The organism is Nocardioides candidus, from assembly GCF_041321175.1.
Lineage (GTDB): Bacteria > Actinomycetota > Actinomycetes > Propionibacteriales > Nocardioidaceae > Nocardioides.
On sequence record NZ_JBGGWC010000001.1, the window covers coordinates 1512835 to 1527650 of the forward strand.

The following is a 14816-nucleotide window of genomic DNA, read 5'->3' on the forward strand; positions in this document are numbered from 1 at the left end:
CGCACCCGGCAGAATGGCCGCCCGTGAGCGAGACGACCGGTTCCAAGACCAACGCGGGCAACTTCTTCGAGGACTTCACCGTCGGCCAGGTGATCGAGCACTCCACGCCGCGCACCGTCACCGAGGGTGACCGCGCCCTCTACGGCGCGCTCTACCCGACGCGGTTCGCCCTCCCGTCGTCGGCGGCGTTCGCGAGCTCCGTGGGCCTGGGCGCGCACCCGGTCGAGGAGCTGATCGGCTTCCACATCGCCTTCGGGAAGACCGTCCCGGACATCTCGCTCAACGCGGTCGCCAACCTCGGCTATGCCGAGTGCCGCTTCCACCGTCCGATCGTGCCGGGCGACACGCTGCGCACCTCCTCGGAGGTCATCGGGCTCAAGCAGAACTCCAACGGGCGGTCCGGCGTGGTCTACGTCCGGTCGACCGCCACCGACCAGCGCGGTGAGGTGGTCATCGACTGGTGCCGCTGGGTGATGGTGCACAAGCGCGACGCCGACGCCCCGGCTCCCGAGACGGTGCTGCCCGACCTGGCCGACGCGGTGGCAGCGGCCGACCTGGTGCTGCCCGCCGGTCTCGACTTCTCCTCCTATGACTTCGCCGCCGCGGGCGAGCCGCACCGCTTCGACGGCTACCCGGTCGGGGAGCGCATCGACCACGTCGACGGGGTGACGCTCACCGACGCCGAGCACATGATGGCGACCCGGCTGTGGCAGAACACCGCCAAGGTGCACTTCAACACCGAGGCGCGTCCCGACGGCAACCGGCTGGTCTACGGCGGCCACGTCATCTCGATGGCGCGTGCGCTCTCGTTCAACGGTCTGGCCAACGCCCAGCTGGTCGCCGCGATCAACGCCGGCTCGCACGTGGCGCCGGCCTTCGCGGGCGACACCGTCTACGCCTGGAGCGAGGTGCTCGACAAGGCCGAGACCTCGGCGCCCGGCGTCGGTGCGCTCCGCCTGCGACTCGTCGCCACCAAGGGCCGCGACGAGTCGATGACGCTGCGGGGCGAGGACGGCAAGTACGCCGCCGGCGTGCTCCTCGACCTCGACTACTGGGCCCTGGTGCCGCGCTGATCGGGTGAAAACTGGGCCGTTCCTCGTGTGAGCGGCCGCGGGTTGCGTCAGAGTGCCCCAGGACCGAGGGGCGCAGGAGACGCAGACATGGCACGCACAGGACACACCATCCGTCGGCGAACGGCGCAGGCGATCGCGCAACGCACCGACCACCGGACCGTGCGACCCGGCACGGAGGGCTTCGGCGCACGACTGCGCTACGCGTTCGACAACAGCATGGCGCGCGGCACGCCGGCGCTGATCGCCTGGCTCTTCCTGCTCACCCTCCTCGTGGTGCTCGTCTTCGCGCTCGTCGACCTGGTCTTCAGCCTGCGTGACAGCCGGCTCGGCTTCTGGCGCGAGACGTTCCAGACGCTGCTGCACGCGCTCGACCCCGGCACCGTCGCCGGTGACACCGGGAGCTGGCGCTTCCTGGTCACCATGCTGGTGCTCACGATCGCGGGCCTCTTCGTCGTCAGCGCCCTCATCGGCGTGATCTCGGCGGGCATCGACAACCGCATCGCCGACCTGCGGCGTGGCCGCTCCCTCGTGCTGGAGACCGACCACACCGTGATCCTCGGCTGGTCGAGCTCGATCTTCACCGTGATCAGCGAGCTCTCCATCGCCAACGAGAGCAGGAAGCGACCGGTGGTCGTGGTGCTCGCCGACCGCGACAAGGTCGAGATGGAGGACGAGCTCCGCGCCAAGCTCACCGACCTGCGCGGCACCCGCGTGGTGTGCCGGTCCGGGTCGCCCGCGAGCATCGACGACCTCGCCATCGCCCGTCCCGGCACGGCTCGTGCAGTCATCGTGCTCTCGCCGGAGGGGCAGAACCCCGACCACAGCGGGCTGGACGCCGACAGCGAGGTCATCAAGACCCTGCTGGCCCTGCGGGCCGCTGACCAGGACGGGTCGGGGCCGCGGGTCGTCGCCCAGCTGCGCGACCCCGCGAACCTCGAGGTCGCCCGGCTGATCGGGCGTGACCGTCCCGGTCAGCTCGCCCTCCTGGACGTGCGCGAGACCGTCGCCCGCCTCATCGTGCAGACCTCACGGCAGTCGGGAGCGGCCGCCGTCTACCGCGAGCTGTTCGACTTCGACGGCGACGAGATCTACTTCATGACCGCGCACCCGCTGGCGACCTCGACGTACGCCGACGCGCAGCTGCACTTCGAGTCGCTGACCGTCATCGGGCTGACGGGCCCCGAGGGGGTGCTGCTCAATCCTCCGGCCGCCACGGTGGTCGGCGAGCGGTCGCTGGTCGTCGTCGCCGAGGACGACTCGGTGCTCGAGGGTGCGGTGGTCTCCTCCGCGCTGGTGCGGGCCGACGCCTACGGCACGCAGCAGCCCGAGCCGCCGCGGCCCGACCACACGGTGCTGATCGGCTGGAACGAGAGGGGCCCGGTCGTCGTACGCGAGCTGGACGCGTTCGCCGCTCCCGGCGCGACGCTGACGGTCGTCACGACGTACGGCCAGCCGGAGCTTCCGGCCACCGACAGCCTCGCGGTGACGGTCGTGCAGGCCGACACCACCCGGCGGGCGGTGCTGGAGGAGCACCTCGGCGGCACGCCGGAGCGGGTCATCGTGCTCTGCTACTCCGACGACCTGGACGCCGAGACCGCCGACGCCAAGACGCTGATCACCCTCCTGCACGTGCGGGACATCCTCGGTCGGGCGGGCAACGACGCCCCCGTGGTGAGCGAGATGATCGACGACCGCGACCGCGAGCTCGCCCAGGTGGCCGACATCGACGACGTCGTCGTGAGTGGCGAGATCGTCAGCCTCGTGATGACCCAGCTCGCCGAGGACGCCCGGATCGAGCCGGTGCTGAACGAGCTGCTGCGGGCCGACGGGAGCGAGGTCTACCTGCGGCCCGCGGAGTGGTACCTCACCCTCGGGGCCGAGGTCAGCTGGGCGACCGTCGTCGCGTCGGCCAGCCGCCGTGACGAGACGGCGATCGGCTACTCGTCGGCCGCTCTCGCCGAGGGCGGGTCCGCCTTCGGCGTCGTCGTCAACCCGCCCAAGAGCCAGTCGATCGTCGTCACCGCGGGGGACCGGATCGTCGTGCTCGCCGAGGACTGATCCACTGCGAGCACGGGATCAGGACTGGATCTCGACGTCCTTGACGATGTAGCTGACCTCGTCGTCCACGGCGTTCACGTCGTGGTCGACCGCGACCGAGCTGGGCCAGTCCTGGCCCTCCGGCCAGTCGACGTCGACCTTCGCGGCCTTGGTGTCGTTGGCGTGCGCGATCACGTCGTTGATCGTGACCCAGAGGTACTCCGGAGCCTCGCTGCCCTTCTTGACGCCGTAGCCGCCCTTCACCACCACCGACGAGGTGACCTTGCCGTCCTCGACCGTGATCCTCACCGGGCCGGCCAGCGGGCAGAAGCACTGCTGCTCCAGCACGTAGGTGTAGTCCTGCGCCTCGAGCTCGGGATAGGTGCCGACCGTCGGCGAGGCCGTGGGCTCGGTCGTCTGCGTCGAGCCGGCGCCCGCTGCGGGATCCTTCGCGGTGCCGCCGTCGTCGCCGCTGCAACCGACGAGCGTGGTGAGGACGAGAGCCGAGGCGGCGACGCTGAGAAGGGTCTTCATGGTGGTACGACGGTAGCCGTGTGCCCACGGTTCCAGCAGGCTGGGCACATGACGGAAGCCGACGAGCTCTGGCTGGTGCGCCACGGGGCGACGGAGTGGAGCGAGGCCGGGCGCCACACCTCGGTCACCGACCTGCCGCTCCTCCCCGACGGGGAGGAGACCGCCCGCGGCCTCGCCGCGCGCCTGGCAGGGGTCGACTTCGGGCTGGTCCTGTCGAGCCCGCGCCGGCGTGCTCGCCGTACGGCCGAGCTGGCCGGGTTCGACCCCGAGGTGACCGAGGACCTGGCGGAGTGGGCGTACGGCGACTACGAGGGACTCACGACGGAGATCCGCAGGTCCGTGCCCGACTGGACCGTGTGGACGCGCCCGTGTCCCGGCGGCGAGACGGCGGCGGAGGTCGCCGCGCGGTGCGACCGGGTGGTCGAGCGGGCGCGCTCGACCGGCGGCCGAACGCTGGTGTTCGCGCACGGCCACCTGCTGCGGGTGCTGGCGGTGCGCTGGCTCGGGCTGCCGCCCGAGGACGGCCGCCTGCTCCGTCTCGACACCGCGCGGATCTCGGTCCTCGGCTACGAGCGCGACACGGCCGTGGTGCTGCGGTGGAACGCTTGACGCCGGCTCCCGCGCCGACCACGGTGTGACGCATGTCCTTGCAGGTCGGCTGTCCGCGATGCTCGGCGCCGGTGGCGCCGACCGGTGACGGCGAGCACTCCTGCCCCGAGCACGGCGTGATCGTGCCGCTGTGGCGCCCCACCACGGCTTCCTACGACGAGTTCGCGGCGCACCTCGGGCACGGCCGCGGCTTCCCGACCTACCTGCCGTGGCCCCTCGGCCCGGGGTGGCGCGTGACCGACTTCGCGACCATGGCCGCGCCCGGCCACCCGGCCCGGGCCACGATGACCTGCGTCTCGGGCACCAGCGCGCTCGACGGGCCGGTCGACGTGCTCGTGGTCAGTGAGGAGGCCGGGTCCGGCCTCGGCGCGCGGATCGCCGGGCTCGGCCCCCACGGGCGCACCGACCCTGGGGGCGAGGTCGGCGACGGACCGCCCACGGTGAAGGTGCGGATCGGCAGCTACCCGGTCGGGCTGTGGCCGGTGTCGGTCAGTGGCACCGACGGCGAGTGGGACCGCTCGGTCGTGGTCGGCGAGGCGGAGGGTCGGTGGCTGTGGATCGTGCTGCGGCCGGCCTCGGCGATCCTGCTCCTCCGCGACGACTGGATCCTGCGCGACGTCTCCGAGACCGGCCCCCAGCTCGTGGCGCTGCCCTTCGGCGGGCCGGCGCCGCCGTGGTGAGCCCCGACGGGCGATAGGGTCGGCCCAGTGCGGATCGACCTCCACACCCACTCCCGGGTCAGCGACGGCACCGAGGCCCCGTCGGAGCTGGTCCGGTCGGCCGTCGCCGCCGGCCTCGACGTCGTCGCGCTGACCGACCACGACAACACCGCCGGCTGGACCGAGGCCGCCGCCGCGGCACAGGACCTCGGCGTCGCCCTGGTGCGGGGCATCGAGATCAGCACCCGCTACCGCGGGTCGGGCGTGCACCTGCTGGCCTACCTCCCCGATCCCTCCGACGCCGGCCTGGCCGCCGAGCTCGCGCGGATCGTCGACGGACGCGAGGACCGGGTGCCCGCGATGCTGGATCGGCTGCGCCGGCTCGGCATCGCCGGAGCGACCGAGGAGGCGCTCGCGGAGATCACGGTCGACGCCGCCGCGACCGGCCGGCCGCACGTCGCCGACCTGCTCGTGCGCCTCGGCGCCGTCCGCGACCGCGACGAGGCCTTCGCGAAGTACCTCGCCGACGGCCGCCCCGCGTACGTCGACCGCTACGCCGCCGAGCTGACCCGGATGATCGGCGTGGTGACCGCCGCCGGCGGGGTGAGCGTCGTGGCCCACCCGTGGGGCCGGGGGAGCGCCCGCGTGCTGGACGAGGCCGCGTTCGCCGCGCTGGTGGAGGCGGGGCTCTTCGGCATCGAGGTCGACCACCTCGACCACGACGTCGCCCAGCGGCGCCGGCTGCGTGCCATCGCCGGCCGCCTGGGCCTTGCCGTCACGGGCTCGAGCGACTACCACGGCACCGGCAAGGTCGACCACCACCTGGGGGTCGAGACGACCGCCCCGGACCAGCTGGAGCGGATCCTCGCGCGCGCCGCGGAGCTGGGATCACCGACCGAGCTCGTGGGAGCGGCATGAACATCGTGGACTGGACCCTGCTCGTCGAGGTCTTCGTGACCCTCTTCGTGATCATGGACCCCGTCGGCACCGTGCCGATCTTCCTCACCCTGACCAGCGGCCGCAGCCCGGCGACGTCGCGGCGCTACGCCTGGCAGGCGGTCGCCGTGTCGTTCCTGGTGATCACCGCCTTCGCCTTCTTCGGCCAGCAGATCCTCACCTACCTGCACATCTCGCTGCCGGCCCTCCAGTGCGCCGGCGGCCTGCTCCTGCTGCTCGTCGCGCTCGAGCTGCTGACCGGCAACGAGGCCGAGCCCAAGGCCAACGGCGACACCAACGTCGCCCTCGTGCCGCTCGGCACGCCGCTGCTCGCTGGGCCCGGCGCGATCGTCGCCACCATGCTGTTCGTCAAGGAGATCGACTCCGCGCCCGAGCTGGCCGCGGTCTCGCTCGGGATCATCGGCGTGCACCTCTCCCTGTGGGCGGCGATGCGCTACTCCCTGCCGATCCTCAAGGTCATCCGCGACGGTGGCGTCCTGCTCGTGACCCGCATCGCCGGTCTGCTGCTCTCGGCGATCGCGGTCCAGCTGGTCGCCGACGCCGTACGCGCCTTCATCGCCGGCGAGGGATAGCTACTTGCGGCCGAGGGACTGGAAGCGCTGGAGGACCGGACGCGGCACCATCCGGGTCGCGGTGACGATCGTCTTGTAGCGCTTGCTGGGGATCGACATCGGCTTGCCCTTGTCGAAGTCGGCGAGCGCATCGCGGACCAGGCGGTCCGGCTCGAGCCAGAGGATCTTCGGCGCGCTGGCGTCGCGGTCGACGCCCAGGCGCTGGTGGAACTCGGTCTTCACGAAGCCGGGGCACAGGGCCATGACGGTGACGCCGCGGTCGGCGTACTCGTTGTGGGCCCAGGCGCTGAAGCTGTTGACCCACGCCTTCGCCGCGCTGTAGGTGCCGCGGGGGAGGAAGGCCGCCACGCTCGAGACGTTGATGACGCCGCCGTGCCCGCGCTCCACCATGCCGGCGAGCGCGGCGTGGGTCAGCCGGAGGACGGCGCGCACCAGCACGTCCTGCTGGGCCTGCTCGGTCTCGACGTCGTTGTCGAGGAAGCCGTTCTTCAGTCCGAACCCCGCGTTGTTGACCAGTACGTCGACGGGCCGGCCGGCGTCCTTGAGGCGGGCCTCGACCACCGCCAGCTGCGCGTCGTCGGTGAGGTCGGCGGAGATCACCTCCGTCGCGACGCCGTACGACGCCTCCAGGTCGGCCGCGACCTCCTCCAGGCGCGCGGTGTCGCGCGCCACGAGGACGAGGTCGTCCCCCCGGGCGGCCAGCTGACGGGCGAACTCCAGACCGATGCCGGCGGTGGCGCCGGTGACCAGGGACGTCGACATACCGGAAAGTGAAACAGGTCGGTCCTCCACCAGCATGCACGTGTCCGGCATGATGGTCCCCGATGAGCACCACGGCCCCCAGCTCCCGCACGGTCCTCGCCGTCGCCAACCAGAAGGGTGGCGTCGCGAAGACGACGAGCGTCGCCTCGATCGGAGCCGCCCTCGCCGAGCGCGGCGAGTCCGTGCTCCTCGTCGACCTCGACCCGCAGGCCTGCCTGACGTTCTCGCTCGGCATCGACCCCGAGGACCTCGAGATCTCGGTGCACCACGTGCTCACCAAGGGCGTCGACCCGGACGAGGTCATCCTCCGCACCGACGACGGCGTCGACCTCCTGCCCGCGACGATCGAGCTCGCGCGCGCCGAGGCGGACCTGCTGACCCGCACCGGGCGCGAGCACGTCATCCGCACCGTGATCGAGGACCTGGCGGCCGCGGACACCCACTACGACTGGATCCTGCTCGACTGCCCGCCGTCGCTCGGCGTGCTGACGGTCGCGGCGCTCACCGCCGCCGACGGCGTGCTGGTGCCGCTTCAGTGCGAGACCCTCTCGCACCGCGGCGTCGGGCAGCTGCTCGACACGGTCCACGACGTGCGCCGCTTCACCAACCGCGACCTCGAGGTGTGGGGCGTGCTGCCGACGCTCTACGACGGTCGCACCAACCACGCGCGCACCGTGCTCGACACGATCTCGGAGACCTACGACCTCGAGGTCATCGAGCCGCCGATCCCGAAGACGATCAAGTTCGCCGAGGCGCCTGCCGCCGGTCGGTCGATCCTGGCGACGAGCAAGAGCAACAAGGGTGCCGTGGCCTATCGCGAGGTGGCCGGCAACCTGATGAAGCGGGCAGCGCGGAAGGGGTGACGGCGAGGTGACCCAGCGACGAGCCGGCCAGCACCGTGCCGACGTGCGTCCGCGCTACGGGCGGATCGCCGTCCTCGTGGCCGCCGTGACCGTCACCGGCGTCGCCGTGCTCGGTGGGTTCGGGCTGATCCCGTCGGGCCCGCCGGACGCCAGCGCTGCCTCGCACGCGATGGCGCCGAGCGCGAAGACCCTCGACGGCGGCGCCGACGGCTCGAGCACGAAGTCCGGGGACCGGGCGAAGGGCGGCACGGAGGAGGAGTCGGGGGAGCAGGACTCGCTGCAGTCCTCGACCTCCGAGCGGCGCTCGACGTCGAGCACGAGCGACCGGGCGCTGCCGCCCGGCTCCGGCACCGGCCGGCGGATCGTCTTCAGCGAGGACGCGCAGCGGGTCTGGCTGGTCGACGCGTCCGGCGTGGTGCAGCGCACCTACCTCGTCTCCGGCAGCCTCACCGACAACCTCCACCCCGGCACCTACTCGGTCTACTCCCGCTCGCGCTGGGCGGTCGGGATCGACGACTCCGGCGTGATGCAGTACTTCGTGCGGTTCACCCAGGGCGACGAGGGCGCGGCGATCGGCTTCCACACCATTCCGACCAAGGACGGCGTGCCGCTCCAGGGGGCCGCACAGCTCGGCACGCCGCAGTCGCACGGCTGCATCCGCCAGCGCACGAGCGACGCGATCGCGCTGTGGGACTTCGCTCCGATGGGCACCAAGGTCGTCGTCACCGCCTGACGATCCGTTGAAAATCGGTCGTGTGCCGGGTCGGTCGATGTCATTGTTTCCCGTTGTGATCGCACCATGAGCTGGAGAGAACGCCTGCGCGCCCTGCGCATGGACGTGACCCCCTGGCGCGCCTCGAGGGACTTCCGGCTGCTGCTGACCGCCGGCACCGTCTTCTACTTCGGCGCGATGGTCAGCTACGTCGCGATCCCGTACCAGATCTACACGCTGACCGGCTCCAACTTCGCGGTCGGCGCCATCGGCCTGGTGGAGCTGGTGCCCCTCGTCGTCTTCGGCCTGTACGGCGGCGCGCTGGCCGACCACGTCGACCGGCGCCGGCTCCTGGTCGGCCTCGGGGTGGCGCAGGCGGTGCTGACCGCCGTGCTCGCCGTGAACGCGTTCCGCGACGACCCGAGCGTGTGGCTGATCTTCGTGATCTCGGCCTTCCTCGTGAGCACCTCCGCGATGCAGCGGCCCTCGCGGGAGGCGCTGATGCCCCGCACCGTCGCGCACGACCAGCTCACGGCCGCCAACGCGCTCTTCAGCTTCGGCATGCAGATCGGCGTCCTCGCCGGCCCGATGCTCGGCGGTCTCCTCGTCGCCTACGTCGGCATCGGCTGGTGCTTCGTCGTCGACGTGACAGGACTGCTCGTGGCGACCGTCCTCTATCGGCTGATGCGGCACTACCCGCACCGCGCCGAGACGACGCCGCCCAGCCTGGCGGCCATCGGGGAGGGCATGCGCTACGCCTTCGGCCGCCGTGACCTGCTCGGCACCTACCTGGTCGACATCGCGGCGATGCTGCTCGCACTGCCTGTCGTGCTGTTCCCCGCGCTTGCCGAGGCGGTGTTCGACAAGCCCGAGCTGCTCGGCCTCCTCTACTCCGCGGAGACGATCGGCGCGGTCGTCGCGACGGTCCTGTCGGGGTGGACGACCCGCGTTCACCACCACGGCCGCGCGATCGTGGTCGCGGCGGTCGCGTACGGCGGCTTCGTGGCCCTCGCAGGCGTGATGCCGTCGTTCTGGCTGGTCGTGGTGATGCTCGCCCTGTCCGGCGGCGCCGACATGATCTCCGGGATCTTCCGCGGCACGGTCTGGAGCCAGACGATCCCCGAGGCCATGCGCGGTCGGCTCGCGGGCATCGAGATGCTGTCCTACTCGCTCGGTCCGCTGGGCGGGCAGGTCCGGGCCGGCGTCACGGCCGACCTGTGGTCGGTGCGCGGGGCGATCACCAGCGGCGGCCTGGCCTGCGTGGGCGGGGTCGTCGGCACGGCCCTGTGGCTGCGGGACTTCTGGTCCTACGACGACCGGACCGACGACCACGCCGTGGCCGAGCGGGCTACGCGTGCGGCAGCGGGAGAAGCCCCATCGCAGTGAACGCCCGCTCGTAGATCTCGTGCACGACCTGCTCCTTGCGGGCGTTGTACTGCATCATGTCCTCGCCCGAGGCGTTGGCGGCCGCGGCCGCCTCCCGCTTGGTCCGCCCGTAGAGCCGACGGTCCTCGGCGTTGCCACGCAGCCAGTCGCGGAACAGGCGGTGCTTGACGACCTCCGGGCTGTCGAAGCCGAAGATGTGCAGGTTGCAGTGCGGCTCCTCCGCGCGCATCGCCCGGTGGCCGAACCACCACGGCTCCCGCACCCGCAGCACGAACCCGGCCGCCTCCAGCGCCGGCACGTAGGCGGCCTCGTCGTCGGGATCGGCCACCACGAGGTCGATGTCGATCACCGGCTTCGCCGGCAGGTCGGGCACCGACGTCGAGCCGACGTGCTGGACGACGAGTGCCCGCCACCCGATCGCGTCACGGATCCGGCCGGCCAGGACGTCGTACCACTCCGGCCACGAGGGGTCCGGCTCGACGATCCGGATGTCCTTCGCCGGCCCCGCTCCCGCCACCCAGGGCGAGGCCCCCTCCGGCGGGGGCGGGTCGTGGAACGTGACGATGTCCTCGCGGCTGGGCACCCTCCCGACCCTAGCCGGGACCGGCCGACCCTGTGGACAGCCGTTCGACAACACCACCGCGGCCCGCGACGGTGACGGCATGGCCTTCACCTCCATCGTCAGGTGCGCCGACGGCACCTATTTACGTCGGCACAGCGAGCGACGTATCGAGACGCGGTGACGGGCCCACGGCCTTGGGGCGGGCGTGCGGGTGGCGCGGGCTACTCGACGAGCGGGGGGCTCGGGCTGGTGCGGTCAGCTCTCGGTGGAGGCGGCGGCCTGGGGCTTGGTGCCCGAGCCCGACCGGCGGCGCCGGCGGCGGTTGCGGTTGGCGCTGCCCGAGCCCTCGGCCTTCTCGCCGGCGTCGCCGGAGGAGGTCGCCGTCGTGGCAGGGGTGTCGGCGTCAGCGGGCTGGCCGCTGCGGGTGCGCGTGCGGGTCCGGTTGCGGTTGTTGGAGCCCGAACGCTCGCGGCGCTCACCACGGTCGCCCCGGTCCTCGCGCGGCTTGCGCTCGACGGGGGCCGGGTCGACGATGCGGCCCTTGGTGCCGGGGGCGATGCCCTGGTCGTGGAAGAGGTGCTCGGAGGTCGAGTAGGTCTCGAGCGGCTCGTCGAACGGCAGGTCGAGGGCCTTGTTGATCATCTTCCAGCGGTGCACGTCGGTGGCGTCGACCAGCGTGATCGCGATGCCGGAGGCGCCGGCGCGGCCGGTGCGGCCGATGCGGTGGACGTAGGTCTTGTCGTCCTCTGGGCAGGTGTAGTTGACGACGTGGCTCACGCCCGACACGTCGATGCCGCGCGCGGCGACGTCGGTCGCGACGAGGACCTTGATCTTGTCCTCACGGAACTTTGTCAGCGCCTTCTCGCGCGCCACCTGCGCCATGTCGCCGTGGAGGGGGCTGGCCTTGAAGCCACGCTCGGACAGGTCGTCGGCGATCCGCTGCGCCTGGCGCTTGGTGCGGGTGAAGACGATCATCTTGTCGGCGTCCTCGGCCTGGAGCAGGCGACCGATGATCTCGGGCTTGTCGAGATCGTGGGCCAGGTAGATGAACTGGGCCGTGGCGGGCACGGTCGCGTTCTCGTACGACGACTCGGCGCGGATGTTCATCGGGTGGCGCATGTAGGTGCGGGCCAGCGCGACGATCGGGGCCGGCATGGTCGCCGAGAACAGCATCGTCTGCCGGGTCTCCGGCGTCATCCGGATCAGCTTCTGGATGTCGTCGAGGAAGCCGAGGTCGAGCATCTCGTCGGCCTCGTCGAGCACGAGCGCGTGCACGTGCGAGAGGTCGAGCGCCTTCCGGTTGGCGAGGTCGAGCAGCCGGCCGGGCGTGCCGACGACGATGTCGACGCCCTCCTCGAGCGCCTCGAGCTGGGTGTCGTAGCCGACGCCGCCGTAGATCGTGAGGACGCGCATGCCGCGGCCGCGGGAGGCGAGGTGGAGGTCGTTGGAGACCTGGATCGCGAGCTCGCGGGTCGGCGCGACGATGAGCGCCTGCGGCTTGCCCTGCGGCAGCTCGGCGTAGTCGGGGTCGCTCGGCGCGATGCTGCGCTGGATCACGGGGATGCCGAACGCGAGGGTCTTGCCGGTGCCGGTGCGCGCCTGGCCGATCAGGTCGGTGCCGAGGAGCGCGACGGAGAGGGTCATCTCCTGGATCGCGAAGGGGTGGACGATGCCGGCCTCTTCGAGCGAGTCGCAGATCTGGGGGAGCACGCCGAGGTCGCGGAAGGAGGGCGTGGTCGGAGCAGTGGTGGTGCTGTCGGTAGTCAGGGGTCTGTCGCTTTCGTGAGTGAGTTCAGCCGGGGCCGATTTCAGGTCGGTTGCGGCTGATTCACACTCAGCCGCGCACATACGTGGCGCTCAAACCGGGTTGTGCGCCGGGAGCTCTCGCGGTCGGTCCGTAGGGACAGGCGACGGCTCGCTGGGTCCCATGGTATCGGTACCCTCCCCCCATGGCTGAATCCGACGTCGACACGCCCGCAGAAGACACCGCCGGCGGCGGCGATCTGCCGGTCGCCCTCGCCGATCCGGCCTACCGCGAGGCGGTGATCGACCTGCTCGCCGTGATCGCCTACGGCGAGCTCTCCGCCTTCGAGCGGCTGGTCGAGGACGCCAAGCTGGCCCCGTCGCTGGAGGACAAGCTGGCGCTCGCGCAGATGGCCGGCGCCGAGCTCGCCAAGGTGCAGCCGCTCGTCGACCGGATCGCCCTCCTCGGCGGCGACCCGTTCGCGGCGATGGCGCCGTTCCGGGAGGCGCTCGACGAGTTCCACGCCCACACGGCGCCCGCGGACTGGTACGAGGGCCTCGTCAAGGCGTACGTCGGCGACAGCCTCGCCCGCGACTTCTACCGCGAGATCGCGGCCTACCTCGACCCCGAGACGCGCGAGCTGGTCGTCTCGTCCGTGGAGGACGGCCGCCACTCCGAGCTCGCCGTCGATCGGGTGCGGCGGGCGATCGCGGCCGACGCGCCCCTGGGTGGCCGGCTCGCTCTGTGGGGTCGCCGCATCATGGGTGAGGCGCTCATCCAGGCGCAGCGGGTCGCGGCCGACCGCGACGCGCTGACCGCGTTCCTCGTCGGGGGCGTCGACCGCCCGGGCATGGACCTGGCCGCACTCGGCCGGATGTTCACGCGCCTCACCGAGCTGCACTCCGACCGCATGGGCGAGCTGGGCCTCGAGCCCTGATCGTGCCGTGACAGACGCATCCCGCGAGGTCGAGCGGCTCCTCCACCGCTACGCCGACGCCATCGACGCGGGCGACTTCGACGCGGTCGGCGCGCTGTTCAAGCACGGGCGCATCTGCACCGAGGGTCCCGCCGGTCCGGTCACGCTCGCCGAGGGCGCCGCGGCCGTCGGCGCGTTCTACCGCGGCCTCGTGATCACCTACGACGACGGCACGCCCCGCACGCGCCACGTCGTCACCGGCGTGGACGTCACGGTCGACGAGGCGAGCGCGAGCGCGACCGGCCGGTCGTCGTACACGGTCTTCCAGCAGGTGGGCGACGGACCGGTCGAGACGCTCGCGGTGGGCCGCTACGCCGACACCTTCCACCGGATCGAGGGCGCGTGGTGGTTCGACGCCCGGGTGATGCGGATCGACCTCGGCGGCGACCTCAGTCGACACCTGCGGGGCTGACCTCGCGGGGTCCGGCCACGGGCTCCCAGCCCGGCGGGCCGAACAGGTAGCCCATCCGCTCCCGCCAGCTCCGCGCGGCGCGCACGTTGCGCACGATCTTGCCGTAGTCGCCGTACTGCAGCTTGATGAGGTTGTAGGTGCCGACCGGCTTGGTGAGTCCGTACTTCGGGCGTTGCTTCTCCGTGACGAACGAGCCGAACATCCGGTCCCAGACGATGAGGATCCCGGCGTAGTTCTTGTCGAGGTACTCCGGGTCGGAGCCGTGGTGGACGCGGTGGTGCGACGGGGTGTTGAACACCCACTCGACCGGACGCCACAGCTTGTCGACCAGCTCGGTGTGCACGAAGAACTGGTAGATCAGGTTGAACCCGAACGCGACGTAGAGCGTCCACGGTGCGAAGCCCATCAGGGGGAGCGGGATCCAGAAGACCAGCTCGAACCAGGGGTTCCACTTCTGCCGCAGTGCGGTGCCGAAGTTCATGTACTCGCTGGAGTGGTGCGCCTGGTGCGCGGCCCACCCGATGTTGACGCGGTGCACGAACCGGTGGTTCCAGTAGTAGAAGAAGTCGAGGGCGACCAGGACGGCCGGCCAGTACCACCAGGCGCTCGTGTCGAGGTGGTACGGCGCGACGTACTCGTAGAGCGCGACGTAGCCGAAGAAGCCGGCGACCTTCAGCAACGTGAGGAAGAGGATCGAGCCCAGTCCCATCAGCAGGCTGGAGCGGGCGTCGGGGCCGTGGTAGCCGGTCGGCGGCCTGTGGCCCACGGGGCCGCCGATCGCGGGAGCGTCGTCGTGGTCGAGCCACTTCAGGGCGGCCAGCTCGATCGCGATGCTGAGCAGGAAGAACGGGATCGCGTAGGTGACCGGGTTCTTCCACGGGTCGAGCAGGTCGTGCATCCCCCGATGGTAGGGCGGCGGCGGCTCGCCCGGTGGGTGCTGCCCGAACAGCGGCTCGCG

General features: G+C 71.6%; 16 protein-coding genes. 11 read left to right on the forward strand and 5 right to left on the reverse strand.

Annotated elements, in window-relative coordinates:
• The first annotated feature begins 23 nt into the window (after positions 1–23).
• Both ACAX67_RS07560 and ACAX67_RS07565 read left to right on the forward strand, forming a co-directional pair.
• The gene (locus ACAX67_RS07560) at positions 24–1073 is read left to right on the forward strand and encodes a MaoC family dehydratase (RefSeq protein WP_370703197.1); all 1050 of its coding nucleotides are present in this window, start codon (positions 24–26) and stop codon (positions 1071–1073) included.
• Positions 1074–1160: 87 nt separating this feature from the next.
• Complete coding sequence (locus tag ACAX67_RS07565) at positions 1161–3131, forward strand: CASTOR/POLLUX-related putative ion channel (RefSeq protein ID WP_370703198.1); 1971 nt, start codon at positions 1161–1163, stop codon at positions 3129–3131.
• A gap of 18 nt (positions 3132–3149) precedes the next feature.
• Here the strand turns inward: ACAX67_RS07565 and ACAX67_RS07570 are convergent, their stop codons facing one another.
• A complete protein-coding gene (locus ACAX67_RS07570; RefSeq protein ID WP_370703199.1) occupies positions 3150–3644 on the reverse strand; it encodes a DUF6174 domain-containing protein in 495 nt (164 codons plus the stop codon).
• A 48-nt stretch (positions 3645–3692) separates the two neighbouring features.
• Here ACAX67_RS07570 and ACAX67_RS07575 point away from each other — a divergent pair, with 48 nt between their 5' ends.
• Genes ACAX67_RS07575 through ACAX67_RS07590 form a run of 4 tightly spaced genes read left to right on the forward strand, consistent with a single transcriptional unit; the run spans position 3693 to position 6441 of the window.
• Positions 3693–4253 (forward strand): histidine phosphatase family protein, encoded by a 561-nt coding sequence (locus ACAX67_RS07575; RefSeq protein ID WP_370703200.1) that lies wholly within the window; start codon positions 3693–3695, stop codon positions 4251–4253.
• A 32-nt stretch (positions 4254–4285) separates the two neighbouring features.
• A complete protein-coding gene (locus tag ACAX67_RS07580; RefSeq protein WP_370703201.1) occupies positions 4286–4933 on the forward strand; it encodes a DUF6758 family protein in 648 nt (215 codons plus the stop codon).
• A gap of 27 nt (positions 4934–4960) precedes the next feature.
• Entirely contained in the window at positions 4961–5830 is an 870-nt protein-coding gene (locus tag ACAX67_RS07585) for a PHP domain-containing protein (protein WP_370703202.1), read from the forward strand.
• On the forward strand, positions 5827–6441 hold the full coding sequence (locus tag ACAX67_RS07590) for a MarC family protein (protein ID WP_370703203.1): 615 nt from the start codon (positions 5827–5829) through the stop codon (positions 6439–6441). Before ACAX67_RS07585 ends, ACAX67_RS07590 begins: the two co-directional genes overlap by 4 nt.
• On the opposite strand, the gene ACAX67_RS07595 is transcribed toward ACAX67_RS07590, so the two are convergent.
• Positions 6442–7203, reverse strand: a complete 762-nt coding sequence (locus ACAX67_RS07595) for an SDR family NAD(P)-dependent oxidoreductase (RefSeq protein ID WP_370703204.1) — start codon at positions 7201–7203, stop codon at positions 6442–6444.
• A gap of 62 nt (positions 7204–7265) precedes the next feature.
• On the opposite strand from ACAX67_RS07595, the gene ACAX67_RS07600 reads away from it, so the two are divergent.
• From ACAX67_RS07600 to ACAX67_RS07610, 3 genes are all read left to right on the forward strand, one after another.
• Positions 7266–8066 carry a ParA family protein gene (locus tag ACAX67_RS07600; RefSeq protein ID WP_370703205.1) on the forward strand — a complete coding sequence of 267 codons (801 nt, stop codon included), beginning with the start codon at positions 7266–7268 and terminating at the stop codon, positions 8064–8066.
• A 7-nt stretch (positions 8067–8073) separates the two neighbouring features.
• Complete coding sequence (locus ACAX67_RS07605; RefSeq protein ID WP_370703206.1) at positions 8074–8799, forward strand: L,D-transpeptidase; 726 nt, start codon at positions 8074–8076, stop codon at positions 8797–8799.
• 66 nt (positions 8800–8865) lie between these two features.
• Complete coding sequence (locus ACAX67_RS07610) at positions 8866–10164, forward strand: MFS transporter (protein ID WP_370703207.1); 1299 nt, start codon at positions 8866–8868, stop codon at positions 10162–10164.
• Here the strand turns inward: ACAX67_RS07610 and ACAX67_RS07615 are convergent.
• Together ACAX67_RS07615 and ACAX67_RS07620 are read right to left on the reverse strand one after the other, a co-directional pair.
• Positions 10127–10747, reverse strand: coding sequence for a GrpB family protein (locus tag ACAX67_RS07615; protein WP_370703208.1), 621 nt, complete (start codon positions 10745–10747; stop codon positions 10127–10129). The genes ACAX67_RS07610 and ACAX67_RS07615 overlap by 38 nt on opposite strands.
• A gap of 234 nt (positions 10748–10981) precedes the next feature.
• Positions 10982–12436, reverse strand: coding sequence for a DEAD/DEAH box helicase (locus ACAX67_RS07620; RefSeq protein WP_370703209.1), 1455 nt, complete (start codon positions 12434–12436; stop codon positions 10982–10984).
• A gap of 239 nt (positions 12437–12675) precedes the next feature.
• Here ACAX67_RS07620 and ACAX67_RS07625 point away from each other — a divergent pair, with 239 nt between their 5' ends.
• Positions 12676–13407 carry a ferritin-like fold-containing protein gene (locus ACAX67_RS07625; RefSeq protein ID WP_370703210.1) on the forward strand — a complete coding sequence of 244 codons (732 nt, stop codon included), beginning with the start codon at positions 12676–12678 and terminating at the stop codon, positions 13405–13407.
• 7 nt (positions 13408–13414) lie between these two features.
• Positions 13415–13858 (forward strand): nuclear transport factor 2 family protein, encoded by a 444-nt coding sequence (locus ACAX67_RS07630; RefSeq protein WP_370703211.1) that lies wholly within the window; start codon positions 13415–13417, stop codon positions 13856–13858.
• On the opposite strand, the gene ACAX67_RS07635 is transcribed toward ACAX67_RS07630, so the two are convergent.
• On the reverse strand, positions 13836–14756 hold the full coding sequence (locus ACAX67_RS07635) for a sterol desaturase family protein (RefSeq protein ID WP_370703212.1): 921 nt from the start codon (positions 14754–14756) through the stop codon (positions 13836–13838). The genes ACAX67_RS07630 and ACAX67_RS07635 overlap by 23 nt on opposite strands.
• Positions 14757–14816: the final 60 nt, after the last annotated feature.